Genomic DNA, 26,421 nt, shown 5'->3' on the forward strand with positions numbered 1-26,421 from the left:
ACTTGCCTGATTTGGGATGAACTTCGGTCCTCAGGGGTTTTTGACCGTGCGTAGTCTGTGCGGCATGCACACCAGTGGGAACCATGCGACGCCAGTAGGCGTCCTCGTTCTGAGTGCATCGCGGATGAGCCCCAGCCAGGGCTGGTCCGTAACCATTTCGGGGGGACCGGAACTCAGCTGCCGCTTCCAGGCGTACTCGCCTGCCCGAGGAGTAGTCGTTCGATGAGCGAGCACCGTCGCAAACCGCCGCAGCCGCAAGGTGGCGGACGTGCCGCGGCCAGGCGAGCCGCCCAGCAGCCCTCAGGCCGCAGGGCGGCTCAGGCGCGGGGAGCCAGTACAGGATCTCCTGCCGACCCGTACGGGGGCGGTGGTGAGGAGCGCGCGTACGGCAGTCGTGCGGAGGCCCGCCGGGCCGCCCAGCGCGGCGGACGCCGGCGCGGCGCCGAGGGTGCCGCCGCGGCCGCCGGGGGGCGGGCCGCGCGCGGAGGGCAGCCGGGCAAGAAGCGGCTGATCGACTACCCGCGTCACAACAAGTACGGGTGGCGTCGCTGGGTGCCGTCCTGGAAGCTCGTGACCGGGACGGCCCTGGGCTTCGCGGCCACCGTCCTGGGCGCCTCCACGGTCGTGTACTCCATGGTGGAGGTGCCGGAGGCGGTCAAGATCGCCACGGCGCAGAACAACGTCTACCTCTACGCCGACGGTACGCAGATGGCCGCGACCGGTGGCGAGATCAACCGGCAGATCCTCGACTTCGACAAGATCCCCGAGGCCATGCAGGACGCGGTCGTCTCGGCCGAGAACAAGACGTTCTGGAAGGACAAGGGCGTCGACCCCAAGGGCATCGGCCGGGCCTTCTACAACATGGCCATGGGCGAGCAGACCCAGGGCGGCTCCACCATCACCCAGCAGTACGTGAAGAACGCGATGCTGGACGACCAGAGCCAGACCATCAGCCGCAAGGCCAAGGAACTCTTCATCTCCCTCAAGGCGGGCTTCGAGGAGGACAAGAAAGAGGTCATGGCCGGCTACCTGAACACCTCGTACTACGGGCGGGGTGCGTACGGTCTCCAGGCGGCGGCCCGCACGTACTACGAGAAGGACGCCGGCAAGCTCAACGCCAGCGAGTGCGCCTTCCTGGCCGCGCTGCTGAAGGGCGCGACCTACTACGACCCGGCCGGGTCGGTGGACATCGACCCCCGGGCCACTCCCGAGGCCAACACGGAAGCCGTCACCAAGCGGTGGAAGTGGATCCTCGACGAGATGGTCAAGGACGGCCACCTGGACGCTGCAAAGCGGGCCAAGTTCGATGAGTTCCCGATGCCCAAGGCGCCGAAGAAGCAGGCCCGGCTCGGCGGCCAGGTGGGGTACATGGTGGACCTCGCCAAGGCGTTCGTCATCAACAACAACGACGTGGGCATCACGGCGAAGAAGCTCTCCCAGGGCGGTTACGAGATCCGCACGACGTTCGAGAAGCCGAAGGTCGACGCCCTGGTCGCGGCCGTCGAGAAGGTCGAGAAGGCCAACATCGACCCCAAGGCGCGGCCCGACACGGACACCCATGTCCAGTTCGGCGGTGCCTCGGTCAACCCGAAGACGGGGGCGATCGTCGCCATCTACGGCGGCTCCGACGCGACCAAGCACTTCACCAACAACGCCGACCAGACCGGTGCCCAGGTCGGTTCGACGTTCAAGCCCTTCGTGCTGGCCGCGGCCATGGAGTACGGCGTCCGTGATCCCGCGGGCGAGGCGGTGCAGGGCCCGGACCAGCGACGGACGGTCGACCCGGACAAGACGTACTACAACGGCCAGAACAAGCTCACGATCAAGAAGTACGACGGCAGCGTCTGGCACAACGAGGACGGCGAGGAGTGGAAGCAGGTCAACGACGGTGACCAGGACTACGGGGACATCAACCTGCGCGAGGCGATGATCCACTCCGCCAACTCGCCCTTCGTGCAACTGGGCATGGACGTCGGCATCGAAGAGGTCAGGCAGACGGCGGTCCGGGCCGGTCTGCGCAAGGAGAGCCTGGTCGCGGCGAACGTGCCGTCCTTCTCCATCGGCATCTCCGACCCCAGCGCCATCCGCATGGCGGGCGCCTACGCCACCTTCGCGGCCAACGGCAAGCAGCGCGACCCGTTCTCCGTCACGGAGGTGAAGAAGCGCGGCGAGACCATCTTCAAGCACGAGGCGAAGACCGAGCAGGCGTTCTCATCCGCCATCGCCAGCAACGTCACCGACGTCCTGAGGGACGTCGTCGAGGACCCCGAGGGCACGGGCAACAACGCGGCCATCCCGGGGCGCCAGGTCGCCGGCAAGACCGGTACCACCGACGGCAACAAGTCGGCCTGGTTCGTCGGCTACACACCGCAGCTGGCCACCGCCATCGACATGTACCGGATGGACGACAACGCGGCGAACAAGAACCGCAAGTTCCTGGAGATGTTCGGCACGGGCGGGCAGAAGAAGATCCACGGCTCGTCCTTCCCGTCCGAGATCTGGCAGAAGTACATGTCGACGGCGCTCAAGGGCGCAGAGGTCATGCGCTTCCCCGCGCCGGAGCCGCTGGAGGCCGACACCGTGTACGGCGGCGGCGCCAAGAGCCCCGAGCCCACGCCTTCGGACTCCCCGTCGCCGACGCCGTCCGAGAAGCCGTCGCAGAGCCCGTCGCCCACTCCGTCGAAGTCGGAGAGCTCCAAGCCGGCGGAGCCCTCGTGCGGTCCGTTCGACTGGGACTGCAACAACGAGAACGGCGGCCAGGACGGTGGCCAGGACGGCGGTCAGGACGGTGGCCAGGACGGCGGTGGGGGCACCGACACGGGTGGCACGGACGAAGGCGGCACCACAACGGGTGGTGAGACCAGTCCGAGTCCCTCGTTGACGACCGGCGGCACCACCAACGGCAACGGCAACGGCAACGGCGGATGGTTCGGGGGAACGGAGGGCTAGCGCCCGGAGCCCCCGGCCCCGCTCGAGCCGCGACACGAGGGCCGCCGCATCCGGTACGCACATCGCGTACGTCCACCGGATGCGGCGGCCCTCGCCGTTGGCGCCCCGGGGTGCCGCCGTCCACAGGCCGTTGTCCACAGGCCGCGCCCACCCACGGCCCGGTACGGCAGGATGTCCCCATGCCGAGCCCACACAAGACGACGCGCGTCCAGCAGGACCGGCCCGTCGTGCCCCCGACCCGGAGGGACGAGGTCGCAGCCGCCGGCAGCGAGCTGATCGGCGGCCCCGTCGGCCGCTGGGCGCGGTTCGGCGGCAGCGCCCTCACGCCCGTCCGGGTGATCGCCCTCGCCGCGATCGGGATGTTCGCGCTCGGCATGGTGCAGAAGCTGCCCTGCTACAACTGGGCATGGTTCCGCGGCACCAGCTCGCAGTACACCCACGCCTGCTACTCCGACATCCCGCACCTGTTCATCGGCCGGGGCTTCGCGGACGGGCTGATCCCGTACTTCGACCGCCTCGGCGGCGACATGGAGTACCTCGAGTACCCCGTCCTGACCGGTCTGTTCATGCAGGTCGCGTCCTGGCTGACGCTGCCCTTCGACGGCGACCTGCAGTACCGCGAGCAGATGTACTGGATGGTCAACGCGGGCATGCTGATGGCCTGCACCGCCGTGCTCGCCGTCTGCGTCGCGCGCACCCACCGCAACCGCCCCTGGGACGCGCTGCTTGTCGCCCTGGCGCCCGCCTTCGCCCTCACCGCCACCATCAACTGGGACCTGCTCGCGCTGGCCCTCACGGCCGTCGCCATGCTGATGTGGTCCCGGGGGCGGGCGCTGGCCTTCGGCGTGTTCCTCGGCCTCGCCACGGCCGCCAAGTTCTACCCGTTCCTGCTGCTCGGACCGTTGCTGCTGCTCTGCTGGCGAGCGTGGCGGTGGCGGGAGTTCGGCCTCGCCGTGGTGGGGACGGCGGCCTCGTGGCTCGCGGTGAACGTGCCGGTGATGCTGCTGGCGCCCGAGGGCTGGAAGAAGTTCTACTCCTTCAGCGAGGAGCGGGGCATCGACTTCGGCTCGTTCTGGCTGATCATCACGCAGCGCACCGGCGCGAACATCACGCCGGACGCCGTCAACACGTACGCGAGCGTGCTGATGGCGCTGGCCTGCCTGGGGATCGCCGCGCTGACGCTTACGGCGCCCCGCCGGCCGCGGTTCGCGCAGCTGGCCTTCCTGGTGATCGCCGCGTTCATCCTCACCAACAAGGTCTACTCGCCGCAGTACGTGCTGTGGCTGATCCCCCTCGCCGCCCTGGCCCGCCCCCGCTGGCGGGACTTCCTCATCTGGCAGGCCTGCGAGGTCATGTACTTCGTCGGCATCTGGATGTACCTGGCGTACACGACGAGCGGCAACAAGCAGGGGCTGCCGACGGAGGGCTACCAGTTCGCGATCCTGCTGCACCTGGCCGGGACGCTGTTCCTGTGCGCCATGGTGGTGCGGGACATCCTGATGCCCGAGCGGGACGGGGTCCGGCAGGACGGGACGGACGACCCGTCCGGCGGCGTCCTGGACCGCGCCGAGGACGTGTTCGTCCTGGGCAGGGCCGCGCAGCCGCCCCAGCACACCGCACACGCCGTGCAGGGGCCCCGGGTGGAGTGGGGCGCCGTACGGGAGTGACAGGCGCCGAGCGGGGCCGTGGAAGGCCGCCGAGAGCCGCAAACGGCCGCCCGCGGTGTCCGCGGGCGGCCGGGGGACAGCCGAGGGCCGGGCCCGGGCGCGCTCCTGTGACGGGCGCGGGCCCGGACGGGCCCGCGGCGGGTCTCCCGGATCGTGCCGGGCTCGCGCCCTAGCGGGTGTCTCGTCGGTCAGGCCGGACGCCGGGAGCCCGGCATGATCGGCCGCCCGGCGAGACGCGCCCTAGCGCTCGACCAGGCGGTCGAACTGCGTCGTGGTGTGCCGCAGGTGCGCGACCAGCTCGTCGCCGACCTTCGGTTCCTGGGCGTCCGACGGGACGAAGAGGATGGACACCTGCATGTGCGGCGGCTCGGCGAACCAGCGCTGCTTGCCCGCCCACACGAACGGCGACAGGTTGCGGTTCACCGTCGCCAGACCGGCCCGTGCCACGCCCTTGGCGCGCGGCATCACCCCGTGCATCGCCTTCGGGGCCTCCAGGCCCACGCCGTGCGACGTACCGCCCGCGACGACGACCAGCCAGCCGTCGGAGGCCGCCTTCTGCTGGCGGTAGCCGAAACGGTCGCCCTTGGCGACGCGCGTGACGTCCAGGACCGCGCCCCGGTACTCGGTCGCCTCGTGGTCGCCCAGCCACAGGCGCGTACCGATGCGCGCCCGGAACCGGGTCTGCGGGAACTGCTGCTGGAGCCGTGCCTGCTCCTCCGCCTTGAGGTGGCTGACGAACATGGTGTGCAGCGGCAGGCGGGCCGCGCGCAGCCGGTCCATCCAGCCGATGACCTCCTCGACGGCGTCGGTGCCGTCCGTGCGGTCCAGCGGCAGGTGCAGCGCGAAGCCCTCCAGGCGCACGTCCTCGATGGCCGCGTGCAGCAGGCCCAGCTCGTGCTCGGCGATCCCGTGCCGCTTCATCGAGCTCATGCACTCGATGACGACCCGGGCGCCGACGAGGGCGTGCACGCCGTCCACGGACGACACCGAGCGGATCACCCGGTCCGGCAGCGGAACCGGTTCCTCACCGCGCCGGAAGGGGGTGAGGACCAGCAGGTCCCCGCCGAACCAGTCCTTGATGCGGGCCGCCTCGTAGGTCGTGCCGACCGCCAGCATGTCGGCTCCGAAGCGGGACGCCTCCTCGGACAGCCGCTCGTGACCGAAGCCGTAACCGTTGCCCTTGCACACCGGGACCAGCCCGGGGAACTGGTCGATCACGGACTTCTGGTGCGCCCGCCAGCGAGCGGTGTCGACGTACAGGGAGAGCGCCATGGCCGGCCCGGAACCTTTCTGTGGCTGCGGTGAATCGGAGGTGTGGACGAGACTACGGAAGGTCAGCGGCGCGACATGTACATATCGAGCGCCTTGTGCAGCAGCTTGTTCAGCGGGAAGTCCCACTCGCCGATGTACTCGACGGCCTCGCCACCGGTGCCGACCTTGAACTGGATCAGGCCGAAGAGGTGGTCCGTCTCGTCCAGCGAGTCGCTGATGCCCCGGAGGTCGTAGACCGTCGCGCCCATCGCGTAGGCGTCGCGGAGCATCCGCCACTGCATGGCGTTCGAGGGGCGGACCTCACGGCCGATGTTGTCGGAGGCGCCGTAGGAGTACCAGACGTGCCCGCCGACGACGAGCATGGTGGCCGCCGACAGGTTCACGCCGTTGTGGCGGGCGAAGTACAGCCGCATGCGGTTGGGGTCCTCGTTGTTGAGGACGGTCCACATGCGCTGGAAGTACGACAGCGGGCGCGGCCGGAACCGGTCGCGCACGGCGGTGATCTCGTACAGCCGCTGCCACTCGGCCAGGTCCTCGTAACCGCCCTGGACGACCTCGACGCCGGCCTTCTCGGCCTTCTTGATGTTGCGCCGCCACAGCTGGTTGAAGCCCTTGAGGACGTCGTCGAGCGAACGGTTCGCCAGCGGCACCTGGAAGACGTAGCGGGGCTGCACGTCGCCGAAGCCGGCGCCGCCGTCCTCGCCCTGCTGCCAGCCCATCTTGCGCAGCCGGTCGGACACCTCGAAGGCGCGCGGCTCGATGTACGACGCCTCGACGTCGCGCAGGCGCTTCACGTCCGGGTCCTGGATGCCGGACTTGATCGCGGCCGCGTCCCAGCGGCGGATGACGACCGGCGGGCCCATCTTGACCGAGAAGGCGCCCTGGTTCTTCAGGTGCGCCAGCATCGGCTGGAGCCAGTCGTCCAGGTTGGGCGCGTACCAGTTGATCACCGGCCCCTCGGGCAGGTACGCGAGGTAGCGCTTGATCTTCGGGAGCTGGCGGTAGAGCACCAGGCCGGCGCCGACCAGCTGGCCGTCCTTGTCGAACCAGCCCAGGTTCTCCGAGCGCCACTCGGTCTTCACATCAGCCCATGCGGGGACCTGGCAGTGACTCGCCGCAGGCAGGGTCTGGATGTACGCCAGATGCTGCTCTCGGCTGATGGTCCTCAGGGTCAGGCTCATGCGGGGCGCTCCTCGGCAGGTGTGTCCCCATGGGTACAGGGGCTCCGGCTCTCGCGCCGAAGCCTACTGGCACCGGGGAGCGCCCCGACTGGCCGTACGCCCAGGAGGGCCTAACCGAGCACACCGCCGAACAGGCCGCCGTGGGCCATTCCGAGTCCCAGACCGATCGCCGAGGCGCCCATGCCGATGATCAGCAGGGTGCGTTCGCGTGTCGTCTCGGAGATGAACTGGCCGTAGGCGCCGGTGACGATGCCGATCAGGCCCGTCCACGAACTGATCAGGTGGAGGCTGTGGAACTGGGCCGTGATGAAGGCGACGGCGCCCAGCACCAGGGTCACCGCCATCAGCGTGTCCTGGAGCGGATGGGGCTTGCCGTCCGTCGCGAAGAGGGACGAGGTGGGGTGACGGTGGAATGCCTGGGCCATGAGGTACCTCCTGGCTGTGCCGGAAGGCGGCGCATCGTAGCGCCGCACGCACCCGATGTGTACAGATTGCGGCCCCTGGCCACCGGATTTCAACCGGAAGCCGGTGTGCGGGTACTCTGTACGGTCTGCACCGGTGTCTGCCCATGCCCTGATCAGGTCCCTCACTCGTTGGGGGCGATTGTCAGTGGGGGCGGATACCGTTGTTCACGCATCACGACCCTCCTGCCACGGAACGACCGTGGCCGCTGAGTCCAAAGGAGGTGGGTTCCACATGCGTCACTACGAGGTGATGGTCATCCTCGACCCCGATCTCGAGGAGCGCGCTGTCTCCCCGCTGATCGAGAACTTCCTCTCCGTCGTCCGTGAGGGCAACGGAAAGGTCGAGAAGGTCGACACCTGGGGCCGTCGTCGTCTCGCTTACGAGATCAAGAAGAAGCCCGAGGGCATCTACTCGGTCATCGACCTGCAGGCCGAGCCTGCGGTCGTCAAGGAGCTCGACCGCCAGATGAACCTGAACGAGTCGGTCCTCCGGACCAAGGTCCTCCGTCCCGAGACCCACTGAGCCCTCTCGCTCAGAGGCATCGGGTTCGAGTAGCAGCAGCAAGCAGCCAGAAGCTATCCCGCCGAGAGGTTCCCCATGGCAGGCGAGACCGTCATCACGGTCGTCGGCAATCTTGTCGACGACCCCGAGCTGCGCTTCACCCCGTCCGGTGCGGCGGTCGCGAAGTTCCGCGTCGCGTCCACTCCCCGCACCTTCGACCGTCAGACCAATGAGTGGAAGGACGGCGAAAGCCTGTTCCTGACCTGCTCGGTCTGGCGCCAGGCGGCGGAGAACGTCGCCGAGTCGCTCCAGCGAGGCATGCGCGTCGTCGTGCAGGGCCGGCTGAAGCAGCGGTCGTACGAGGACCGCGAGGGCGTCAAGCGCACGGTCTTCGAGCTGGACGTCGAGGAAGTCGGCCCCAGCCTCAAGAACGCCACGGCCAAGGTCACCAAGACCACCGGTCGCGGCGGCCAGGGCGGCTATGGCGGCGGTCAGCAGGGCGGTGGCAACTGGGGCGGTGCCCCGGGTGGTGGCCAGCAGGGTGGCGGCGCTCCCGCCGACGACCCGTGGGCGACCAGTGCGCCGGCCGGTGGCCAGCAGCAGGGCGGCGGAGGCAACTGGGGCGGAAGCTCCGGCGGCTCCGGCGGCGGCTACTCGGACGAGCCCCCCTTCTAGACCCCTCCAGGGTCTCAGGGCTCAGGCTCGTACCCCACTTCTTGATCACACAGGAGATACACCATGGCGAAGCCGCCTGTGCGCAAGCCGAAGAAGAAGGTCTGCGCATTCTGCAAGGACAAGACCGCGTACGTGGACTACAAGGACACGAACATGCTGCGGAAGTTCATTTCCGACCGCGGCAAGATCCGTGCCCGCCGCGTCACCGGCAACTGCACGCAGCACCAGCGTGACGTCGCCACGGCCGTGAAGAACAGCCGTGAGATGGCGCTGCTGCCCTACACGTCCACCGCGCGATAAGAGAGGGTGACCGAAACATGAAGATCATCCTCAAGCACGAGGTCTCCGGCCTCGGCACCGCCGGCGACGTCGTCGACGTCAAGGACGGTTACGCTCGCAACTACCTGGTCCCGCGCGGTTTCGCGATCCGCTGGACCAAGGGTGGCGAGAAGGACGTGGCGCAGATCCGCCGCGCCCGTAAGATCCACGAGATCGCGACCATCGAGCAGGCCAACGAGATCAAGGCTCAGCTCGAGGGCACGAAGGTGCGCCTGGCCGTTCGCTCCGGCGACGCCGGCCGTCTCTTCGGCTCCGTGACCCCGGCCGACATCGCTGCGGCGATCAAGTCCGCTGGTGGCCCCGAGGTCGACAAGCGCCGTGTCGAGCTCGGCTCGTCGATCAAGACCCTCGGTTCGCACCAGGTCTCCGTGCGTCTGCACGCCGAGGTCGTCGCGAAGCTGGGCGTCGAGATCGTCGCCGCCTGAGCATCCGGCTCAGCGTTTCGCTAGCGGTCGCCCGGCGGCCGCCAAGCAGGAAGGGCCGCACCTCCGGGTGCGGCCCTTCTGCTTTTCCCGTTCCCGGGTCCTGAGCCTTTGCTGTGCCTTTCATGGTGTTTCACGTGAAACACGACGTGTCGGGCGTCAGCGGGTGGCTCCGGTGACCACCCACCGGCCGGAGCGCATCCGCAGCCACAACGTCACCATCCGGACCAGCATCATCAGCCCCATCGCCCACCAGAGCGCGGTCAGGCCACCGCCGAACGCCGGTACCAGAAGGGCGACCGGTGCGAAGACGACGAGCGTCACCACCATGGCAGCGGCCAGGTAGGGGCCGTCTCCCGCGCCCATGAGTACACCGTCGAGGACGAAGACCACGCCGGCGATCGGCTGCGACAGGGCGACGACCAGCAGGGCGGGCAGCAGCGTGTCCCGTACGGTCTGGTCGTCGGTGAACAGCGGGATGAAGAGGGGGCGGGCCAGAACGATCAGCCCGCCCAGCAGCAGTCCGGAGGCGATGCCCCACTCGACCATGCGCCGGCAGACCCTTCGGGCCCCCTCGGCGTCTCCGGCGCCCAGGTAGCGGCCGATGATCGCCTGGCCCGCGATGGCGATCGCGTCCAGCGCGAAGGCCATCAGACTCCACAGGGACAGGATGATCTGGTGGGCGGCGACCTCCGCGTCGCCGAGCCTGGCGGCCACACCCGTGGCGATCATGAGGACGGCACGCAGCGAGAGTGTGCGGACCAGCAGCGGCGCACCTGCCTGGGCGCTCGCCCGGATGCCGGCGGCATCGGGGCGGAGGGAGGCCCCGTGGCGCCTGGCCCCCCGGACGACCACGAAGAGGTACGCCACTGCCATGCCGACCTGAGCGATCACCGTGCCCCAGGCGGAGCCGGCGATGCCGAGACCGGCGCCGTACACCAGGACGACATTCAGCACCGCGTTGGCCGTGAAGCCGGCGATGGCGACGTACAGGGGGGTGCGGGTGTCCTGGAGGCCCCGCAGGACTCCGGTGGCGGCGAGGACGATCAGCATCGCGGGTATGCCGAGGCTGGAGACGCGCAGGTAGGTGGTCGCATAGGGGGCGGCGGTGTCGGAGGCGCCGAAGACCTCGACCAGCCACGGTGCCGTGGGAAGGGTGACCGCGATGACGGCCATGCCCAGGAGGAGGGCCAGCCAGATGCCGTCCATGCCCTGGCGGATGGCCGACGGCAGGTCTCCGGCGCCCACCCGGCGGGCGACGGCCGCCGTGGTGGCGTAGGCGAGGAAGACGAAGACGCTCACACCCGTCGCCAGGAGGGCTGCGGCGATGCCGAGACCGGCGAGCTGAGGGGTGCCGAGGTGGCCGACGATGGCGCTGTCGACCATCACGAAAAGGGGCTCGGCGACGAGCGCGCCGAAGGCCGGGACGGCGAGCGCGAAGATCTCGCGGTCGTGCCGGCGTCGTTCGCTCTTGGGTCGCGCGGGAGCCTGGGTCATGCACGCAATCTAATCTTCCACAGGTAAGAGATGCAAGGGGCTTTGGATCCTTACCGATCAGTGAGTTGACGCTTCGGGTGTGCGCCGTTTGTTCTGATCTTGGTCCGGTGGGGAAAGTTTTTCTCCCCCACAGCCGGTGGACGGAAAAAGGCCAGGTCAGCGGCGCTGTCGCGGCACGGCTATGAGTTTGTCCACACGGCTGTCCCCCGGTCCGTGCACAGGTTCTGCGGAGTTCTCCACAGCATCTGGGTCTTCACCCACAGGCCCTGTGGATAACCAGATTGGCTGACGGTGCCCGCGGGCCTACCGTGGTCCGGCGCTCGACGCGCCAGAAGCGGAGTTGAGCCTCTCGCTTTGTCAGTGTCGTGCCGTACAAAGAGTGGCACGGCGAGGGTCCGCGGAGCGGACGGGAGGAGGTGGGCCGGTGAGCATCCCCGAGCCCTTGGACGACCCCTGGGCCGACACCGGTCCCAGTGACCGTCTGCCCGTCACCCGCCAGCGGAGCGGTGACGGTCGCGGCCGGGGCATGGGCCGTGACGACCAGCACGAGCGGGGAAGCGACAGCGGCCCGTGGGACAGCGGTGCGGGTGGCTTCGAGCGGGTGCCCCCGCAGGACCTCGACGCCGAGCAGTCCGTGCTGGGCGGCATGCTGCTCTCCAAGGACGCCATCGCGGACGTCGTGGAGATCATCAAGGGCCACGACTTCTACAAGCCGGCCCACGAGACGATCTACACCGCGATCCTCGACCTCTACGCCAAGGGCGAGCCGGCCGACCCCATCACGGTGGGCGCCGAGCTGACCAAGCGCGGAGAGATCAACCGGGTCGGCGGCGCCTCCTACCTGCACACCCTCGTCCAGTCGGTGCCGACCGCGGCGAACGCCTCGTACTACGCGGAGATCGTCCACGAGCGAGCGGTCCTCCGGCGGCTCGTCCAGGCCGGCACCAAGATCACGCAGATGGGATACGCGGCCGACGGCGACGTCGACGAGATCGTCAACTCCGCCCAGGCGGAGATCTACGCGGTCACCGAGCAGCGCACGAGCGAGGACTACCTGCCGCTCGGCGACATCATGGAGGGCGCCCTCGACGAGATCGAGGCCATCGGCTCGCGCAGCGGCGAGATGACCGGCGTACCGACCGGCTTCACCGACTTCGACTCGCTCACCAACGGCCTGCACCCCGGCCAGATGATCGTCATCGCGGCCCGCCCCGCCATGGGTAAGTCGACGCTCGCCCTGGACTTCGCCCGGGCGGCATCGATCAAGAACAACCTGCCGAGCGTCATTTTCTCCCTGGAGATGGGCCGCAACGAGATCGCGATGCGTCTGCTGTCGGCGGAGGCACGCGTGGCGCTGCACCACATGCGGTCCGGCACGATGACGGACGAGGACTGGACGCGGCTGGCCCGCCGCATGCCGGACGTGTCGCAGGCGCCGCTCTACATCGACGACTCCCCGAACCTGTCGATGATGGAGATCCGGGCGAAGTGCCGTCGGCTCAAGCAGCGGAACAACCTGAAGCTGGTCGTCATCGACTACCTCCAGCTGATGCAGTCCGGCGGCTCCAAGCGGGCGGAGAGCCGGCAGCAGGAGGTCTCGGACATGTCCCGGAACCTGAAGCTGCTCGCCAAGGAGCTGGAGATCCCCGTGATCGCCCTGTCGCAGCTGAACCGTGGCCCCGAGCAGCGGACGGACAAGAAGCCGATGGTCTCCGACCTCCGTGAGTCCGGCTCCATCGAGCAGGACGCGGACATGGTCATCCTGCTGCACCGCGAGGACGCGTACGAGAAGGAGTCCCCCCGCGCGGGCGAGGCGGACCTGATCGTGGCCAAGCACCGTAACGGCCCCACCGCCACCATCACCGTGGCCTTCCAGGGCCACTACTCGCGCTTCGTCGACATGGCGCAGACCTGACCGTCGCCCGGTCGGGTTCCTGCTTGCCCGCGGAATCGCACGTGAGGGCGCCACTCGGTTGAGTGGCGCCCTTTTCCGTACCCCTCCAACGGCCATGCGCCTGGTGCCTGCCCTCGTTTGCCTTCCTAGGAGGCCTAGGTTAAAACTAGGGTATCTAGGATCTTGGAGGTGCATGGTGGTGCGGGCCGGGCTGACCGCGGAACGGGTGACGATGGCGGGCGCAGAGCTGGCGGACGACATCGGGCTCGACCGGGTGACCATGTCGCAGGTGGCGCGGCGGCTGGGCGTGAAGGACGCGAGCCTCTACACGCACGTCCGCAGCCTGGAGGATCTGCGCGGTCGGATCGCGCTGCTGGCGGCGGACGAGAAGACCATCCGCATCGCGGAGGCGACCGCCGGACGAGCGGGCAAGGACGCGCTCATCGCCTTCGCGAATGCCTGGCGGGAGTACGCCCACAGGCATCCGGGCCGCTACATGGCCACGCAGACCCCGATCCGGATCGACCCTGAGCTCGCCGCGGAAGCGCCCGGACCTCGGCGCGCGGTCGAGCTGACCTACGGCATGCTCCGCGGCTACGGACTGACCGAGCCGGACCTGACCGACGCGGTCCGCCTGCTGCGCAGCACGTTCCACGGATTCGTCGCCCTGGAAGCGGCCGGCGGCTTCGCGCACGAGCGCTCTCCGCAGCAGTCCTGGAGCCGCTCGCTCGACGCCCTGCACACCCTCCTGGAGCACTGGCCCGCGTCCCGAGAAGGAGACTCCTGATGACCGTCCCGACCATCGGCAGCCTGCGTGTGAACGGCGCGACCCTGCACTACGAAGTGCGAGGCCGGGGTCCGCTCCTGCTGCTGATCCCCGGAGGAACGGGCGGCGCGGCATCCTTCGACGGCATCGCCGACGACCTGGCCGCCGCATACACGGTCGCGACCTATGACCCGCGCGGTATGGCCCGCAGCACGCTGGACGACCCCGAGGCCGAACAGCACGTGGCCGAGCACGCCGACGACGCGTACCGGATGCTGGAACTGCTGTCGCCCGGTGAGCCCGCCCTCGTTCTCGGCGCCAGTTCGGGTGCGATCGCCGCTCTGCACCTTCTCACCGCCCACCCCGAACGCGTCGCACGCGTCGTGGCGCACGAGCCGCCAGTCGTGGAGGTCCTGCCGGACGCGGCTGAACACCGCGCACTCATCGCACATGTGCAGGAGACGCTCCGCACCCAAGGGCTCATGCCGGCGATGGCCGTGTTCGCGGCGGGTCTGCAGAAGGACGGCGTCGCCACCGAGCCGAAGGACGGGCTCGAGCTAACGCCCCGAGCGGCGGCGCGGGCCGATCAGGCGATGGCCGACCTGCCGTACTTCGTCGGGCGGATCGTGCCCGGCTTCATGTCCTACGTGCCGGACGTCCGCCGGCTGGAGGGGCTGTCGGACCGGCTCGTGCTCGCCGGCGGCCAGGACTCACCTGGTGAGCTGCCCTACCGCGCGGCGGCTTACCTGGCCGAGCGTCTCGGCACGGAGCTCCAGCACTTTCCCGGCGGGCACGTCGGACTGACCACGCACCCCGAGGAGTTCGGCGAGCACCTGCGGAAGATCCTCCGAGACTCCGTTGCGGAGGGGCAGGCCCGTGAACGCACTGCCTGCTGACCGCCCCGGCGGTGGCGGACGCGTACACGTGGACCCGGCAGGCGGCCGGGACGCGCAACGGACGTTCAGCGCCTCGTCTCGTACCTGGTCAGGACCACGCCGCAGGGAAGTGTCCGCGTCTCCACCAGGTTCAGGTTCACCCAGCTGTCCAGCGCGGTGAAGAACGGCGTGCCGCCGCCCACCAGGACCGGCGCGGTGGCCAGCACGTACTCGTCGATCAGCCCGGCCCGCATGGCCGCCCCGGCGAGCGTCGCGCCGCCGATGTCCATCGGGCCGCCGTCATCCGCCTTGAGCCGGACGATCTCGGCGACCGCGTCACCGGTGACCAGGCGGGTGTTCCAGTCGACCTCGTCGATGGTCGAGGAGAACACCACCTTCGGCATGTCCCGCCAGCGGCGCGCGAACTCGATCTCCGCCGCGGTGGCATCGGGCTGCTGGTCGCCGGTCGGCCAGTAGGAGCTCATCGTCTGCCACAGCTTGCGCCCGTACAGCGTCAGCTCGGTCGCCTGCAAGTGGTCGGACCAGAACTGGAACAGCTCGTCGCTCGGCACGCTCCAGCCGATGTCGTCGCCGGGCGCGGCGATGTAGCCGTCCAGACTCAGGTTCATGCCGTAGATCAGTTTCCGCATGGCGCCAGCCTCCCGCGAGTCGGTCCCCCGCATACGGACCGGCGCGGCGCGGGAAACTCATCGGTGCGCGATCCGACCTCGCATGGGGTCCTCGCACCCGGCGGGTGCCGTCGCGGTGGGACACCGCCCTACCGAACGGACGCCGGCCGTGCGGCTTTGACCCTCGTGTTGCTTGAAGGCCCACAATCGCGGCCATGGACGAGACGACCGAAGCACTGCTGAGCATCGGTGCCTTTGCGCGCCGGGTGGGGCTGGCGCCCAGTGCCCTGCGGTTCTACGACGACTGCGGGGTGCTGCGGCCCGCCCATGTCGACGAGGTGACCGGCTACCGCTTCTACGAGCCGGGGCAGGAAGCACGGGCCGGTCTGGTGAGGCGCCTGCGGGAGGCCGGCCTGCCGCTGGTCGACGCCCTGGTGGTGCTCGACGGCGACGAGGAGGAGGCCCGGGTGGTGCTGGAGGAGCATGTGCGCAGGAGCCGCGACGTGGCGGTGGCCGCCCGGGAGGCGGCCGAGGGTATCCTGGGGGGCTTGCGCCCGGCGTCCCCGGAGGCGGGATGCGGGCCCGGGTCGCGGGCCCGGGTCGGTGGGGCCGAGTTCGCCGGCGCGGTACGTCAGGTGGCCCCGGCCGTGGCGGCTGGTGCGGAGGCACAGGCGGAGTTCCCCGTACTCGCCCGTGTGCTGCTGGAACTCGACGGTCCGGAGGTGCGGTTGGTGGCGACGGACCGCTTCCGGCTGGCGGTGCGGACGCTGCGCGCCGAGGCCGCCGAGGGCGGGCCGCAGCAGGTGCTCGTGGACGTCGGGGCGATGAGGGGGCTCGCCGCCCGGGCGCTGAGGGAGGCGGAGGTCACCATCGAGGTCGACCAGCACGGCGTCCGTGTCCGTGCCGGTGACGAGCGGCTCCCGGTGCCGGTCGAGGGCGGGACCTTCCCGGACTACCGGACGGTCCTGGACGGTCTCCCTCCGGCGGCTCACCGGATCATCACCGGACGGGACGGCCTGCGCGCGGCGGTGACGGGCCGCTGCGGAGGGCCTGCCGTCGCCCTGCGTTCCGGAGGAGAGCGGCTGGTGGTCTCCGGACCCGGCGCCGTGGACAGCACGCTGCGTGCCATCTGTACGGGGCCGCCGCTGGACCTCGCTTTCGACCCGGCCGTGCTCCTGGGAGCGCTGGACGCGGCGGTCGGTCCGGACGTCCTGCTGGAGTGTTCCGCGCCGACGGAGCCGGTCGTGGTCCGGTCCGCGGACCAGGGCAGCTTCACGAGCCTGGTCATGCCGGTCCGCCGGGCCTGAGGGGCCGGGACACGGGCGCCCGCAGCGGATCAATGCGGTCGACGATGACGCTCCCCGGCGGATACACCTGGAGCATGACGTCATCCTTCGAAGCACTTCTTCCCACCACCGAGCGCGCCCTGCTGCACCGGGTGGCCACCGCGCAGACGGAAGGCCGGACGCCCTCACTCGTCGGCGCGGTGGCCAGAGACGGCCGATTGCTCTGGGAGGGCGGGCGCAGTTGTGTCGACGGGCATGTACCGGACGCCGACACGCAGTACCGGATCGGTTCCATCACCAAGCCGTTCACGGCCGTCCTGGTGATGCGGCTGCGGGACGAAGGCCTGCTCGACCTGAACGACCCGCTGGAGAAGCACCTCCCCGGGACGGGCGTCGGTGAGGTGACGGTCGCGCAGCTCCTCGGGCACAGCGCCGGACTGGCCGCCGAGTCCCCGGCGCCGTGGTGGGAGCGGACACCGGGCTCGCTGCGCCCGGAGCTCGCCGATGTGCTGGGCGAGCGGCCACTGCTGCACCCGGCGGGCCGCCGCCACCACTACTCCAACACCGGTTACACGCTGCTGGGTTCGCTGGTCGAGGCGGTACGCGGGGTGTCCTGGGAGGAGGCGCTGAAGGCGGAGATCCTGCAACCGCTGGGCCTGACGCGTACGACGGTCCAGCCCGTAGCCCCGCACGCCGGGGGCTGGGCGGTGCACCCCTGGGCCGATGTGATGCTGCCGGAACCGACCGAGGACCTGGGGCTCATGGCGCCGGCGGGCCAGCTCTGGTCGACCGCGGCGGACCTGTGCCGGTTCGCGCTCTTCCTCGCCGAGGGGGACGAGCGGGTGCTGGGCCCCGAGACGCTGCGGGAGATGCGCACACCTGCCGTGGCCCCGGAGGCGGGTGACTGGGACAGCGGTTATGGGCTCGGGCTGCAGTTGGTGCGCCGGGGTGGACGGACGTTCGTCGGGCACTCCGGTTCTCTGCCGGGGTTCCTCGCCGGACTGTGGGTGGGGGTGGAGGACGGCGTCGCCGCGGTCGTCCTGGCCAACGCCACGTCCGGGCCCGTGCCCGGCGCGGTCGCCACCGACCTCGTACGGATCGTGGCCGAGGCGGAGCCGCGCATCCCACAGCCCTGGCGGCCGCTGCCGGAGATCGATCCGGCGCTGCTCGAGCTGACCGGACCGTGGTACTGGGGCACGTACGCCTATGGCCTGCGCATCACGGGCGGGGGAGGTGTCGAGCTGGTTCCCTTGCGCGGACCGGGCCGCGCCTCGCGCTTCCGGGCCCAGGGGGACGGCACCTGGATCGGCCTGGACGGCTACTACGCAGGAGAGACCCTGCGCATGGTGCGGCGCGATGACGACTCGGTGAGCCACCTCGACCTCGGCTCATTCGTCTTCACGCGCGAGCCGTACGAGGCCGGGGATGCCGTGCCGGGTGGAGTGGACGCGGACGGCTGGCGCGGCCTCTGACCCGCGATGTTTCACGTGAAACGGCGAGGCGGCGGCTCGGCCCGCCGGGCCGGGGTCACCCCAGGGGCATTTTGAAGCCCACATGGGAGGCCTCGAACCCCAGCCGCTCATAGAAGCGGCGGGCGTCGGTGCGCGTGGCGTCGGAGGTGAGCTGGACCAGCCGGCACTGCCGGCGCCGGGACTCCGCGATGGCCCACTCGATGAGCTGCGTACCGAGGCCCCCGCCCCGCTCGTCGGCGTGGATGCGGACTCCTTCGATGATCGACCGGGTCGCTCCGCGCCGTGACAGCCCGGGAATGATCGTGAGCTGAAGCGTCCCGACGACCTGCTCCGCCCGCACGGCGACCACCAGGTGCTGGTTGGGGTCACCGGCCAACCGCTCGAAGGCGGCGGTGTACGGGGTGAGGTCGTCGGGCGACTCGCGCTGGGCCCCCAGGGGGTCGTCGGCGAGCATGGCCACGATCGCGGGGATGTCGGCGGGGGTGGCGGGCCTTATGTCGCAGTCGGTCATGCACCGCAGGCTACGGCCCTCCGATCATGCGCCGGGAGTCAGCCCACCGGGACGTGCAGTTCCTCCACGGCCCTTACCAGCGGGGCGAGTTCCGGGTTCTTGGCCGCCTCGTCGAGGGCTTCCCGGAGGGCGGCGTCATTGGTCGGCCGGGCCTCGGTGAGCAGGGCCAGCCCGGCCTCCGTGACGTCGGTGTAGATGCCGCGTCGATCGGTGTCGCAGAGGTACCGCGTGAGCAGACCGCGGTCCTCGAGGCGGGTGACCAGGCGGGTGGTGGCGCTCTGGCTGAGGACCACGGCGTCGGCGACCTGCTTCATCTGGAGATGTCCGCCCGGTCCGTTGTGCTGCCTGCTGAGTACGTCCAGCAGGGAGAACTCGCGCACGCTCAGACCGTGCCCGGCCTCCAGTGCGCGTTCGATGTGGGCCTCGATCCTGCCGTGCAGCAGAGAGAGCGCGCACCAGCCCTGCGAGAGGGCGGTCAGTGCCGGATCTGTGGCGGTCATGGGATCTCTCCTCGTCCCGGAGCGGCTTGCCACCAGGGTAGACGACGTCTGCAATAGCCCGCGCTTGCAATTAACCCGCGTCTGCAATTATTGTCGACGCTTGTAAGGTGCAGGCGCAAACTTCTGGAAGGTGCCCTTCATGCCCCTCGCGCTCCTGGCCCTCGCCATCGGGGCCTTCGGTATCGGTACGACCGAGTTCGTGATCATGGGGCTGCTGCCCGAGGTGGCGGCCGACTTCCAGGTCTCGATCCCCACCGCCGGCCTGCTGGTCACCGGCTACGGCCTCGGCGTCGTTCTCGGTGCCCCCCTGATGACCGCACTCGGCACGCGGGTGTCCCGCAAGCGGATGCTGATGCTGCTGATGGTCCTCTTCATCGCGGGCAACGTCCTCTCCGCCGCCGCCCCCGCCTTCGAGGTCATGCTCGCGGGCCGTGTCGTCGCCTCCTTCGCGCACGGCGCCTTCTTCGGCATCGGGTCGGTGGTCGCCGCCGACCTGGTGGCCCCGGAGAAGAAGGCGGGAGCGATCGCCATGATGTTCACCGGGCTGACCGTCGCCAATGTCGTGGGCGTGCCGCTCGGCACCTTCATCGGTCAGAGCGCCGGCTGGCGCACCACGTTCTTCCTGGTCGCGGGCCTCGGAGTGCTGGGCCTGCTCGGTGTCGCCAAGCTGGTGCCGGAGCAGCCCAAGCCCGAGGGCGTACGACTGCGGCACGAGTTCGCGGCCTTCCGCAATGTGCAGGTCCTGCTCGCCATGGCGATGACGATCCTCGGCTTCGGCGGTGTCTTCGCCGCGATCACCTACATCACCCCGATGATGACCGACGTCGCCGGCTACTCCGCGGGCTCCGTCACCTGGCTGCTGGTGCTCTTCGGCCTCGGCATGGTCGGCGGCAACCTGATCGGCGGCAAGCTCGCCGACCGGGCGCTGATGCCCCTGCTGTACGTCTCGCTGGCGGCGCTCGCCCTGGTTCTCGCCCTGTTCACGTTCACCGCCCATGACAAGGTCGCCGCGGCCGTCACCCTCACCCTGATCGGCGCCCTGGGCTTCGCGACCGTACCGCCCCTGCAGAAGCGCATCCTGGACCAGGCATCCGGAGCTCCGACGCTGGCCTCCGCCGTGAACATCGGCGCCTTCAACCTGGGCAACTCCCTGGCGTCCTGGCTCGGCGGCATCGTCATCGCCGCCGGACTGGGCTTCACGGCCCCCAACTGGGTCGGTGCCGCGCTCGCCGCCTCGGCACTGGTGCTGGCAGTCCTCTCCAGCGCACTGGAGCGCCGGGACACCGGCCGCAGGAGCCGTGTCGTGGCGGGCGCCACCTCCGAAGCAACCGCCATCCCGGTCCGCCAGGCCTGACACGCGGTCGCACCGCCTGACGCCACCCCACCGCATCTCTCTCACACCGCACCAAGGAGCACACCGCACATGAGCACCACCGCCACCGCCGTCGCCCCGCTGACCACTCAGGACGCAGAGGCACTCGTGGACACGGCCCGCCGCGCCGCAGAGGCGGCCGGGGTCACCGTGGCCGTCACCGTCCTGGACGCCGGCGGCCACCTGCTCGCCTTCCGCCGTGACGATCGCGCCGTACTGATCGCCGGCGAGACGAGCACCCGCAAGGCGTTCACCGCCCTGCAGCTGAACACTCCGACCGCGGATCTGGTGGACGCGGTCCAGCCCGGCGGTCCGTTCCACACGCTCCCTACAGCGCTGGACCGCCCCCTCCTGTTCATCGCCGGTGGCGTGCCCGTCCACCGCGACGGCCGGCTGATCGGTGCGATCGGCGTGGGCGGTGGCGCCCCGGAGCAGGACCACGGCTTCGCCACTGCCGCCGTGGAGGCCCTGGCATAGGGGCGTCGCGTCACCCGATCCCCGCCCCTCCGGACCGGCTCTCAGCCGACCGAGGGGCGGGGATGTTTCACGTGAAACACACCGAGCAGCACGGCACACCCAATCGAGGGGCGCGGCGCGACGTTGGGGGCTATTGCGCCGTCATATCCCCGTCACCCGATTTCCCCGCCGGGAGGGCATTCCTCATGCGGTGGCGGAAGTGAAGATCGAGAACTGACTCTGTGCAGAGTTGGGGGTGGAACTGGACGAGTGTGTTGCATACGGTGATTCCATGTCCGACGCGGAGATCTTCGCAGCGGTCCCGGTAGCGGTGGCGATCAATGTGGTCCATCATCTGTCCGGGCTTGCCGCACACGCGTATACGGGAGGCGGTCTCCGCGAAGCGAACGAACCGGCATGACAGGGCCGTTGGTCGAAGGACACGGCGGTGCCGTCGCAACCCAACGAAAAGCAGGGGCGAAATCCGGGCTTTCCGCTCTCCTCCTGGCGAGCCGGTGTCTCCTGCCCTCCTGTGTCCGGAACCGCCCCGGGCGATGAGGCGGCGGACGGCACCCACGCTGATTCGTGGTGCGGCCGAGGGTTACGGTGAGCAGCGGCGGGCACCGAATACGAGCCGAAAGCGGCGAATTGAGGCACCTTCCGGGCCGTCGGAAGTGCACAGACCGACCGAGAGATGTTCGAGGCGAGGCACTCTATGGACGCTCCGACCACCATGTCGGCCGAGAACGGCACTTCCGGCGACAGCGGCGGAGGAGGTGGCTGGTTCACCCCGCGCAAACCGGTCGCCGCTCGACCCGGCGGCTCCGATGCCGCCGCCGGAGAACGGGCGGAGCCCGAGGCGGAAGGCCGGGAGGCGCCCGACGTAACCCAGGACCACATAACGGGCCGACGCCCGCCGTTCACCTCCATACGCAGGGTCGGCGCCGGTGGGGCGGCGACCACGGCCACGGCGGAACCGCAGGGCCGTCCGGCATCCCCGGCTCCCGCACAGCCGACCGTGCCGTGGCCCGACGGCTCCGAGCGCCCGGCGCACGAGCATCCCACCGACCCGCGGGCGGCTTCCGGACCCCAGGCCCCGGCGGCCGGCCCGCTCGACACCGGCCATGAGCCATCCGCCCGCCCCGCGCCCGGAGCGCCCCCGGCACCGCCCACCGGTACCGCGGCCGCCGAGGCCGGCTCGCCCGACGCGATACGGGTCCGGCGGACGCTCGGCGAGATCGCGCCCGTGGCGGACAAGGTCACCTCGTACTTCTACGCCCTGCTCTTCACCCGGAACCCCGAGCTGCGCGCGCTGTTCCCCGCGGCGATGGACAGCCAGCGCGACCGGCTCCTGAGGGCCCTGCTGACGGCGGCCGAGCACATGGACGACCCGGGGGTGCTCACCGAGTACCTGCAGCACCTCGGGCGCGGTCACCGCAAGTACGGAACCGACGCCTCGCACTACCCGGCCGTCGGCGAGGCCCTCATCGGGGCGCTGAGCCGGTACGCGACGACGACCTGGGACGAGGAGACCGAGGCCGCCTGGGTCCGCACGTACACCACGATCTCCCAGATCATGATCGACGCGGCGGCGGAGAACGAGCGGCACGCCCCCGCCTGGTGGCACGCCGAAGTGGTGTCGCACGACCTGAGAACGCCCGACATCGCGGTCGTCACGGTCCGCCCCGACCAGCCCTACCCCTTCCTCGCCGGGCAGTACACGAGCCTGGAGACGCCCTGGTGGCCGAGGATCTGGCGGCACTACTCCTTCGCCTCCGCGCCCCGGTCCGACGGGCTGCTGTCCTTCCACGTCAAGGCCGTGCCGGCCGGCTGGGTGTCCAACGCCCTGGTCCACCGCGCCCGCCCCGGGGACGTACTACGCCTGGGGCCGCCCGCCGGATCGATGACCGTCGACCACACCACCGACAACGGGCTGCTCTGCGTCGGCGGCGGTACCGGCATCGCACCCATCAAGGCGCTGGTCGAGGACGTCGCCGAGCACGGTGCCCGGCGCCCGGTCGAGGTCTTCTACGGTGCCCGGACCGATCACGACCTCTACGACATCGACACCATGCTCCGGCTCAGCCAGGCCCATCCATGGCTGGAGGTGCGGGCGATCGTCGACGGCAGGACGCAGCTGCCGGACGCGGTGCGCGAATTCGGCCCCTGGAACGAGTACGACGCCTACCTCTCGGGCCCGGCCGGCATGATCCGCAGCGGGGTCGACGCGCTGCGCGGGGTCGGGGTGCCGTACGAACGGATCCGCCACGACTCGCTGGACGAACTCGTGGCGGCGGCCGACTAGCCGGAGGCCCGCAGTGATCTAGCCCAGGTCGGGGGCGTGCATGGCCCGCACGCCCTCGATGTTGCCGTCCAGGTAGTGCCGCAGCGACAGCGGCACGAGGTGGACCGCGGCGATGCCCACCCGGCTGAAGGGGACCCGTACGACCTCGTACTCACCGAGCGGCTCGTCCACCTCCGGCCCGTGCCGCTGCGCGAGGTCCATGGACTCCAGCCGGCACACGAAGAAGTGCTGGACCTTCACGCCCGAGACGCCACCGTCGACGATGTGCTCGACCGTGTCGACGAAGCACGGCACCACGTCCACGATCTTGGCGCCCAGCTCCTCGTGCACCTCCCGGTGGAGCGCGTCGACCACCGTGGCGTCGTCCGGCTCGACCCCGCCGCCCGGTGTGACCCAGTACGGGTCCATGCCTGGCTTCGTACGCTTGATCAGGACGAGGTCGTCGCCGTCGAGCAGGATGGCGCGTGCGGTGCGCTTGACCACTGGACGTTCGGTCATGGCTTGAAAATGGCCCGCGGTGGCCCTTCTGAAACCCCGGGACGCGGCCCCCCACGGGTTGTCACCAGTCGGTCGCGGCACGCAGCAGCGAGTCGTGCGCCCGCGCGATGTGCGGCAGGGAGAGCGTGCCGGTGCGCACCACCACGAAATACGTGCGCAGGGGCGGCACCGGCGGGTCCAGCAGGGCTACCAGCCGGCCGTCGGCCAGGGCGTCCTCGCACAGGTAGCGGGGCAGCACGGCGAGCCCGGCGCCCGAGGCGGCCGACTCCAGGACGGCGCGCAGGTCCGGCACGATCACGGTGGCAGCGGCGGCCGGTTTCGACTCGAAGACGGCCGCCCAGTAGCGCGCGACGAACGGCAGCGACTCGTGCACCTCGACCACCGGCAGCTGCTCCAGCACGACGGCGCCCTTGCGCAGCAGGACACCCGGGGCCAGGCGGGCGGCCCAGCGCGGGGAGGCGACCAGGACGTGCTCCTCGTCGCAGAGCGGGGTCGCGGTGAGGAGCCCGCCGCGGGGGCGGGCGGTGGCGACGGCCACGTCGTGGTGGCCGGCCGCCAGCCCGTCGAGGACCTCCTCGGCGGCGGAGACCAGCGACGTGCGGACGGCGAGCCCCTGGGAGACCAGCTTCGTGAGGGCGGGCAGGACGCGGACGGAGGTGAACTCGGGAGGACCGGCGAGGTGGAGGGTGCGTACCCCGGCCTCGTCGTCGAGTCCCGCCTCGACGATCTCGACGAGCGCGTCCAGGTGCGGTGCCGCGCGGTGGGCGAGCTCGTCGCCGATGGTGGTGGGGGTGACGCCACGGGCCTGGCGCAGGAAGAGCGGGCGGCCCAACTGCCGCTCCAGGGAACGGATCTGGCTGGTGACGGCCGGCTGCGAGAGCCCCAGGAGGGCCGCGGCGCGGGTGAAGGAACCGGCCCGGTGCACCGTGACGAACGTACGCAGCAACGCCAGATCCATGCGCCTCCCCCCTCCCACCCCAGGCCACGTCCGGCTGACGGTGCCTCAGGGCCGACCGTCCAACTATAAATAAGTCGATAGGTCTCTGTCGCTACAGTGATTGGACACTGACACAGAGTCAACTAGCCTTGTACACGCGGTCATCCGCTGAAAAGCGCGGACGGTCCGAGCCATGAGGGGGGAGGCTCGGACCGTCCGTCCGCCGTACGCGACGTGGTCAGCGCACCTCGTCCAGTGCGCGCAGCACGTCCGCCACCAGGTCCTCGGCGTCCTCCGCGCCGACCGAGAAGCGGACGAAGCCCTCGGGCACCGCGTCCCCGCCCCACCGGCCGCGCCGCTCCGCCGTGGAGCGCACACCCCCGAAGCTCGTCGCGTCGTCGACCAGCCGCAGCGCCTCCAGGAAGCGCTCCGCCCGCGCCCGGTCGGACAGGACGAACGAGACGACCGACCCGAAACGCCGCATCTGCCCGGCCGCCACCTTGTGCGACGGGTCGCCGGGCAGCCCCGGATACCGCAGCCCGGACACGTCGTCGCGCGCCGACAGCGCCTCGGCGAGGGCCAGCGCGGTCGCGCACTGCCGGTCGACCCGCAGCTGGAGCGTGGCCAGCGAGCGGTGGGCGAGCCAGGCCTCCATCGGCCCGGGAATGGCCCCGGCGATCTTGCGCCAGCGCCGTACGGCTCCGGCGAGCGAGGCCTCGCGGCAGGTCACGTGCCCGAGCAGGATGTCGCCGTGGCCGGTCAGCCCCTTGGTGTCGCTGGCGACGGAGAAGTCGGCGCCCAGCTCCAGGGGACGCTGCCCCAGCGGTGTGGCGAGCGTGTTGTCGACCGCGACCAGCGCGCCGGCCTCCCGGGCGGCGGCCACCAGGCGCCGGACGTCGCACACGTCCAGGCCCGGGTTCGACGGCGTCTCGATCCACAGCAGCCGCGCCCCGTCCAGCACCGACAGCTGCGCGTCCCCCCCGGTCGGCGCGGTGCGCACCTCGATGCCGTACGCCTCCAGCTGCTCACGCACCAGCGCCAGCGCCTGGTAGCCGTCGGCCGGCAGGACGACCGCGTCACCGGCTCTGAGCTGCGAGAACAGCACGGAGGAGATGGCGGCCATGCCGGACGCGAAGACGACCGTCCCGACATCCGGCTCGCCCGGAGCCTCCAGCTCACCGATGGCCCGCTCCAGATGCGTCCAGGTCGGGTTCTCGTCGCGTCCGTAGGTGTACGGGCCGGTCGGCTCGCCGGGCAGGTGGTAGTGGGCGGCGAACACCGGCCCCGGCAGGGTCGGTTCGTACGCCTTCGGCTCGGGCAGCCCGGCCCGTACCGCCCTGGTCCCGTCGCCCCATGTCATGCGGCACGCTCCTTCACTCTCGGCCGTTCGTCGCCGGGCGGTCCTCCGCCCGCCGCCCGCACCGGCCCCGGGTGCGCTCCTCGGATCCGTCCCGGGAGCCGTACAAAGGATCCGGTACGCCGTGCCCGGCCGGCGTCGCCGGGGTGCGGGCCGGGGCCTGCCGCCGTACCGGTCCCGGCGGTTGCTCCGGCCCCCGGGGTGCCGGCGGCCTCAGTCCTTGTCCTCGGGGAGGACCACGTCCATGGCCCACGACACGACGGAGATGATCAGGCCACCGAGCACGGCGGTCCAGAAGCCCTCGACGTGGAAGTTCAGGTCGAGGACGTCGGCCAGCCACGAGGTGAGCAGGAGCATCAGGGCGTTGACGACCAGCGTGAACAGGCCGAGCGTGAGGATGAACAGGGGCAGCGTGAGCAGCTTCACGACCGGCTTGACCAGGGCGTTCACGATGCCGAAGACCAGGGCCACCAGGACCAGGGTCAGTGCCTTCCTGCCGGTACTGTCACCGGTCAGGGTGATGTCGGCGAGCAGCCAGATCGCCACGGCCAGGGCGGCCGCGTTGGCGATCGTCTTGACGAGGAAATTCATCATG

At 70.4% G+C, this 26,421-nt stretch carries 26 protein-coding genes; 15 read left to right on the forward strand and 11 right to left on the reverse strand.

Annotated elements, in window-relative coordinates; all coding sequences use genetic code 11:
• The first annotated feature begins 222 nt into the window (after nt 1-222).
• Complete coding sequence (locus A4V12_RS14535; RefSeq protein ID WP_064069753.1) at nt 223-2,949, forward strand: transglycosylase domain-containing protein; 2,727 nt, start codon at nt 223-225, stop codon at nt 2,947-2,949.
• Nucleotides 2,950-3,128: 179 nt separating this feature from the next.
• The gene (locus tag A4V12_RS14540) at nt 3,129-4,616 is read left to right on the forward strand and encodes a glycosyltransferase family 87 protein (protein ID WP_064069754.1); all 1,488 of its coding nucleotides are present in this window, start codon (nt 3,129-3,131) and stop codon (nt 4,614-4,616) included.
• A 240-nt stretch (nt 4,617-4,856) separates the two neighbouring features.
• Here the strand turns inward: A4V12_RS14540 and A4V12_RS14545 are convergent, their stop codons facing one another.
• From A4V12_RS14545 to A4V12_RS14555, 3 genes are all read right to left on the reverse strand, one after another.
• Nucleotides 4,857-5,888, reverse strand: coding sequence for an alanine racemase (locus tag A4V12_RS14545; protein ID WP_064069755.1), 1,032 nt, complete (start codon nt 5,886-5,888; stop codon nt 4,857-4,859).
• 62 nt (nt 5,889-5,950) lie between these two features.
• On the reverse strand, nt 5,951-7,069 hold the full coding sequence (locus A4V12_RS14550; RefSeq protein ID WP_064069756.1) for a lipid II:glycine glycyltransferase FemX: 1,119 nt from the start codon (nt 7,067-7,069) through the stop codon (nt 5,951-5,953).
• A gap of 110 nt (nt 7,070-7,179) precedes the next feature.
• Nucleotides 7,180-7,494, reverse strand: coding sequence for a hypothetical protein (locus A4V12_RS14555; RefSeq protein WP_064069757.1), 315 nt, complete (start codon nt 7,492-7,494; stop codon nt 7,180-7,182).
• Between the two features lie 271 nt (nt 7,495-7,765).
• Here A4V12_RS14555 and rpsF point away from each other — a divergent pair, with 271 nt between their 5' ends.
• The 4 genes from rpsF to rplI all read left to right on the forward strand — a co-directional run bounded on the left by rpsF (nt 7,766) and on the right by rplI (nt 9,474).
• Nucleotides 7,766-8,056, forward strand: a complete 291-nt coding sequence (gene rpsF / locus A4V12_RS14560; RefSeq protein WP_004950685.1) for a 30S ribosomal protein S6 — start codon at nt 7,766-7,768, stop codon at nt 8,054-8,056.
• A gap of 75 nt (nt 8,057-8,131) precedes the next feature.
• A complete protein-coding gene (locus A4V12_RS14565; RefSeq protein WP_064069758.1) occupies nt 8,132-8,710 on the forward strand; it encodes a single-stranded DNA-binding protein in 579 nt (192 codons plus the stop codon).
• 63 nt (nt 8,711-8,773) lie between these two features.
• Entirely contained in the window at nt 8,774-9,010 is a 237-nt protein-coding gene (rpsR, locus tag A4V12_RS14570; protein ID WP_005315025.1) for a 30S ribosomal protein S18, read from the forward strand.
• A gap of 17 nt (nt 9,011-9,027) precedes the next feature.
• Nucleotides 9,028-9,474: a 50S ribosomal protein L9 gene (rplI, locus tag A4V12_RS14575; RefSeq protein WP_064069759.1), complete on the forward strand. Its 447-nt coding sequence runs from the start codon at nt 9,028-9,030 to the stop codon at nt 9,472-9,474.
• A 156-nt stretch (nt 9,475-9,630) separates the two neighbouring features.
• On the opposite strand, the gene A4V12_RS14580 is transcribed toward rplI, so the two are convergent.
• Nucleotides 9,631-10,968: an MATE family efflux transporter gene (locus A4V12_RS14580; protein WP_064069760.1), complete on the reverse strand. Its 1,338-nt coding sequence runs from the start codon at nt 10,966-10,968 to the stop codon at nt 9,631-9,633.
• Between the two features lie 424 nt (nt 10,969-11,392).
• On the opposite strand from A4V12_RS14580, the gene dnaB reads away from it, so the two are divergent.
• The 3 genes from dnaB to A4V12_RS14595 all read left to right on the forward strand — a co-directional run bounded on the left by dnaB (nt 11,393) and on the right by A4V12_RS14595 (nt 14,524).
• Nucleotides 11,393-12,883: a replicative DNA helicase gene (gene dnaB, locus A4V12_RS14585; protein WP_064069761.1), complete on the forward strand. Its 1,491-nt coding sequence runs from the start codon at nt 11,393-11,395 to the stop codon at nt 12,881-12,883.
• 175 nt (nt 12,884-13,058) lie between these two features.
• Nucleotides 13,059-13,649, forward strand: coding sequence for a TetR/AcrR family transcriptional regulator (locus A4V12_RS14590; RefSeq protein ID WP_064069860.1), 591 nt, complete (start codon nt 13,059-13,061; stop codon nt 13,647-13,649).
• The gene (locus A4V12_RS14595; RefSeq protein WP_064069762.1) at nt 13,649-14,524 is read left to right on the forward strand and encodes an alpha/beta fold hydrolase; all 876 of its coding nucleotides are present in this window, start codon (nt 13,649-13,651) and stop codon (nt 14,522-14,524) included. Before A4V12_RS14590 ends, A4V12_RS14595 begins: the two co-directional genes overlap by 1 nt.
• A 65-nt stretch (nt 14,525-14,589) precedes the next feature.
• Here A4V12_RS14595 and A4V12_RS14600 read toward each other — a convergent pair whose 3' ends face one another.
• Entirely contained in the window at nt 14,590-15,153 is a 564-nt protein-coding gene (locus tag A4V12_RS14600) for a dihydrofolate reductase family protein (protein ID WP_064069763.1), read from the reverse strand.
• A 194-nt stretch (nt 15,154-15,347) separates the two neighbouring features.
• Here A4V12_RS14600 and A4V12_RS14605 point away from each other — a divergent pair, with 194 nt between their 5' ends.
• Entirely contained in the window at nt 15,348-16,439 is a 1,092-nt protein-coding gene (locus tag A4V12_RS14605) for a MerR family transcriptional regulator (protein WP_064069764.1), read from the forward strand.
• Nucleotides 16,440-16,513: 74 nt separating this feature from the next.
• On the forward strand, nt 16,514-17,890 hold the full coding sequence (locus A4V12_RS14610) for a serine hydrolase domain-containing protein (protein ID WP_064069861.1): 1,377 nt from the start codon (nt 16,514-16,516) through the stop codon (nt 17,888-17,890).
• Nucleotides 17,891-17,945: 55 nt separating this feature from the next.
• Here A4V12_RS14610 and A4V12_RS14615 read toward each other — a convergent pair whose 3' ends face one another.
• Nucleotides 17,946-18,401 (reverse strand): GNAT family N-acetyltransferase, encoded by a 456-nt coding sequence (locus A4V12_RS14615; RefSeq protein ID WP_064069765.1) that lies wholly within the window; start codon nt 18,399-18,401, stop codon nt 17,946-17,948.
• 38 nt (nt 18,402-18,439) lie between these two features.
• Nucleotides 18,440-18,901, reverse strand: a complete 462-nt coding sequence (locus tag A4V12_RS14620; RefSeq protein ID WP_064069766.1) for a MarR family winged helix-turn-helix transcriptional regulator — start codon at nt 18,899-18,901, stop codon at nt 18,440-18,442.
• Nucleotides 18,902-19,040: 139 nt separating this feature from the next.
• Between A4V12_RS14620 and A4V12_RS14625 the strand changes: the two genes are divergently transcribed.
• The 4 genes from A4V12_RS14625 to A4V12_RS14635 all read left to right on the forward strand — a co-directional run bounded on the left by A4V12_RS14625 (nt 19,041) and on the right by A4V12_RS14635 (nt 23,034).
• The gene (locus tag A4V12_RS14625) at nt 19,041-20,255 is read left to right on the forward strand and encodes an MFS transporter (RefSeq protein ID WP_064069767.1); all 1,215 of its coding nucleotides are present in this window, start codon (nt 19,041-19,043) and stop codon (nt 20,253-20,255) included.
• A 69-nt stretch (nt 20,256-20,324) separates the two neighbouring features.
• Nucleotides 20,325-20,750: a GlcG/HbpS family heme-binding protein gene (locus A4V12_RS14630; protein WP_064069768.1), complete on the forward strand. Its 426-nt coding sequence runs from the start codon at nt 20,325-20,327 to the stop codon at nt 20,748-20,750.
• 271 nt (nt 20,751-21,021) lie between these two features.
• Nucleotides 21,022-21,150: a hypothetical protein gene (locus A4V12_RS39755; protein ID WP_344426647.1), complete on the forward strand. Its 129-nt coding sequence runs from the start codon at nt 21,022-21,024 to the stop codon at nt 21,148-21,150.
• A 294-nt stretch (nt 21,151-21,444) separates the two neighbouring features.
• A complete protein-coding gene (locus A4V12_RS14635) occupies nt 21,445-23,034 on the forward strand; it encodes a globin domain-containing protein (RefSeq protein WP_064069769.1) in 1,590 nt (529 codons plus the stop codon).
• 18 nt (nt 23,035-23,052) lie between these two features.
• Here the strand turns inward: A4V12_RS14635 and A4V12_RS14640 are convergent, their stop codons facing one another.
• The 4 genes from A4V12_RS14640 to A4V12_RS14655 form a co-directional block, all read right to left on the reverse strand.
• Nucleotides 23,053-23,532 (reverse strand): NUDIX domain-containing protein, encoded by a 480-nt coding sequence (locus A4V12_RS14640; RefSeq protein WP_064069770.1) that lies wholly within the window; start codon nt 23,530-23,532, stop codon nt 23,053-23,055.
• Between the two features lie 61 nt (nt 23,533-23,593).
• Nucleotides 23,594-24,490 (reverse strand): LysR family transcriptional regulator, encoded by an 897-nt coding sequence (locus A4V12_RS14645; protein ID WP_064069771.1) that lies wholly within the window; start codon nt 24,488-24,490, stop codon nt 23,594-23,596.
• A gap of 217 nt (nt 24,491-24,707) precedes the next feature.
• Complete coding sequence (locus A4V12_RS14650) at nt 24,708-25,829, reverse strand: cystathionine gamma-lyase (RefSeq protein ID WP_064069772.1); 1,122 nt, start codon at nt 25,827-25,829, stop codon at nt 24,708-24,710.
• 210 nt (nt 25,830-26,039) lie between these two features.
• On the reverse strand, nt 26,040-26,420 hold the full coding sequence (locus tag A4V12_RS14655) for a phage holin family protein (RefSeq protein ID WP_064069773.1): 381 nt from the start codon (nt 26,418-26,420) through the stop codon (nt 26,040-26,042).
• Nucleotide 26,421: the final 1 nt, after the last annotated feature.

Source organism: Streptomyces noursei (assembly GCF_001646665.1).
In the GTDB taxonomy this organism is placed as follows: domain Bacteria; phylum Actinomycetota; class Actinomycetes; order Streptomycetales; family Streptomycetaceae; genus Streptomyces; species Streptomyces lavendulocolor.

Bases quoted from the DNA above. Each gene is read 5' to 3' on its own strand.
- A4V12_RS14610 (WP_064069861.1), top strand. From the start codon at position 16,514: ATGACGTCATCCTTCGAAGCACTTCTTCCCACCACCGAGCGCGCCCTG.
- A4V12_RS14630 (WP_064069768.1), top strand. From the start codon at position 20,325: ATGAGCACCACCGCCACCGCCGTCGCCCCGCTGACCACTCAGGACGCA.
- A4V12_RS14555 (WP_064069757.1), bottom strand. From the start codon at position 7,494: ATGGCCCAGGCATTCCACCGTCACCCCACCTCGTCCCTCTTCGCGACG.
- A4V12_RS14540 (WP_064069754.1), top strand. From the start codon at position 3,129: ATGCCGAGCCCACACAAGACGACGCGCGTCCAGCAGGACCGGCCCGTC.
- A4V12_RS14565 (WP_064069758.1), top strand. From the start codon at position 8,132: ATGGCAGGCGAGACCGTCATCACGGTCGTCGGCAATCTTGTCGACGAC.
- A4V12_RS14625 (WP_064069767.1), top strand. From the start codon at position 19,041: ATGCCCCTCGCGCTCCTGGCCCTCGCCATCGGGGCCTTCGGTATCGGT.
- A4V12_RS14535 (WP_064069753.1), top strand. From the start codon at position 223: ATGAGCGAGCACCGTCGCAAACCGCCGCAGCCGCAAGGTGGCGGACGT.
- A4V12_RS14545 (WP_064069755.1), bottom strand. From the start codon at position 5,888: ATGGCGCTCTCCCTGTACGTCGACACCGCTCGCTGGCGGGCGCACCAG.
- rpsR (WP_005315025.1), top strand. From the start codon at position 8,774: ATGGCGAAGCCGCCTGTGCGCAAGCCGAAGAAGAAGGTCTGCGCATTC.
- A4V12_RS14615 (WP_064069765.1), bottom strand. From the start codon at position 18,401: ATGACCGACTGCGACATAAGGCCCGCCACCCCCGCCGACATCCCCGCG.
- A4V12_RS14635 (WP_064069769.1), top strand. From the start codon at position 21,445: ATGGACGCTCCGACCACCATGTCGGCCGAGAACGGCACTTCCGGCGAC.
- A4V12_RS14595 (WP_064069762.1), top strand. From the start codon at position 13,649: ATGACCGTCCCGACCATCGGCAGCCTGCGTGTGAACGGCGCGACCCTG.
- A4V12_RS14600 (WP_064069763.1), bottom strand. From the start codon at position 15,153: ATGCGGAAACTGATCTACGGCATGAACCTGAGTCTGGACGGCTACATC.
- A4V12_RS14640 (WP_064069770.1), bottom strand. From the start codon at position 23,532: ATGACCGAACGTCCAGTGGTCAAGCGCACCGCACGCGCCATCCTGCTC.
- A4V12_RS14645 (WP_064069771.1), bottom strand. From the start codon at position 24,490: ATGGATCTGGCGTTGCTGCGTACGTTCGTCACGGTGCACCGGGCCGGT.
- A4V12_RS14580 (WP_064069760.1), bottom strand. From the start codon at position 10,968: ATGACCCAGGCTCCCGCGCGACCCAAGAGCGAACGACGCCGGCACGAC.
- A4V12_RS39755 (WP_344426647.1), top strand. From the start codon at position 21,022: ATGTCCGACGCGGAGATCTTCGCAGCGGTCCCGGTAGCGGTGGCGATC.
- rplI (WP_064069759.1), top strand. From the start codon at position 9,028: ATGAAGATCATCCTCAAGCACGAGGTCTCCGGCCTCGGCACCGCCGGC.
- A4V12_RS14550 (WP_064069756.1), bottom strand. From the start codon at position 7,069: ATGAGCCTGACCCTGAGGACCATCAGCCGAGAGCAGCATCTGGCGTAC.
- A4V12_RS14650 (WP_064069772.1), bottom strand. From the start codon at position 25,829: ATGACATGGGGCGACGGGACCAGGGCGGTACGGGCCGGGCTGCCCGAG.
- A4V12_RS14620 (WP_064069766.1), bottom strand. From the start codon at position 18,901: ATGACCGCCACAGATCCGGCACTGACCGCCCTCTCGCAGGGCTGGTGC.
- A4V12_RS14605 (WP_064069764.1), top strand. From the start codon at position 15,348: ATGGACGAGACGACCGAAGCACTGCTGAGCATCGGTGCCTTTGCGCGC.
- A4V12_RS14655 (WP_064069773.1), bottom strand. From the start codon at position 26,420: ATGATGAATTTCCTCGTCAAGACGATCGCCAACGCGGCCGCCCTGGCC.
- rpsF (WP_004950685.1), top strand. From the start codon at position 7,766: ATGCGTCACTACGAGGTGATGGTCATCCTCGACCCCGATCTCGAGGAG.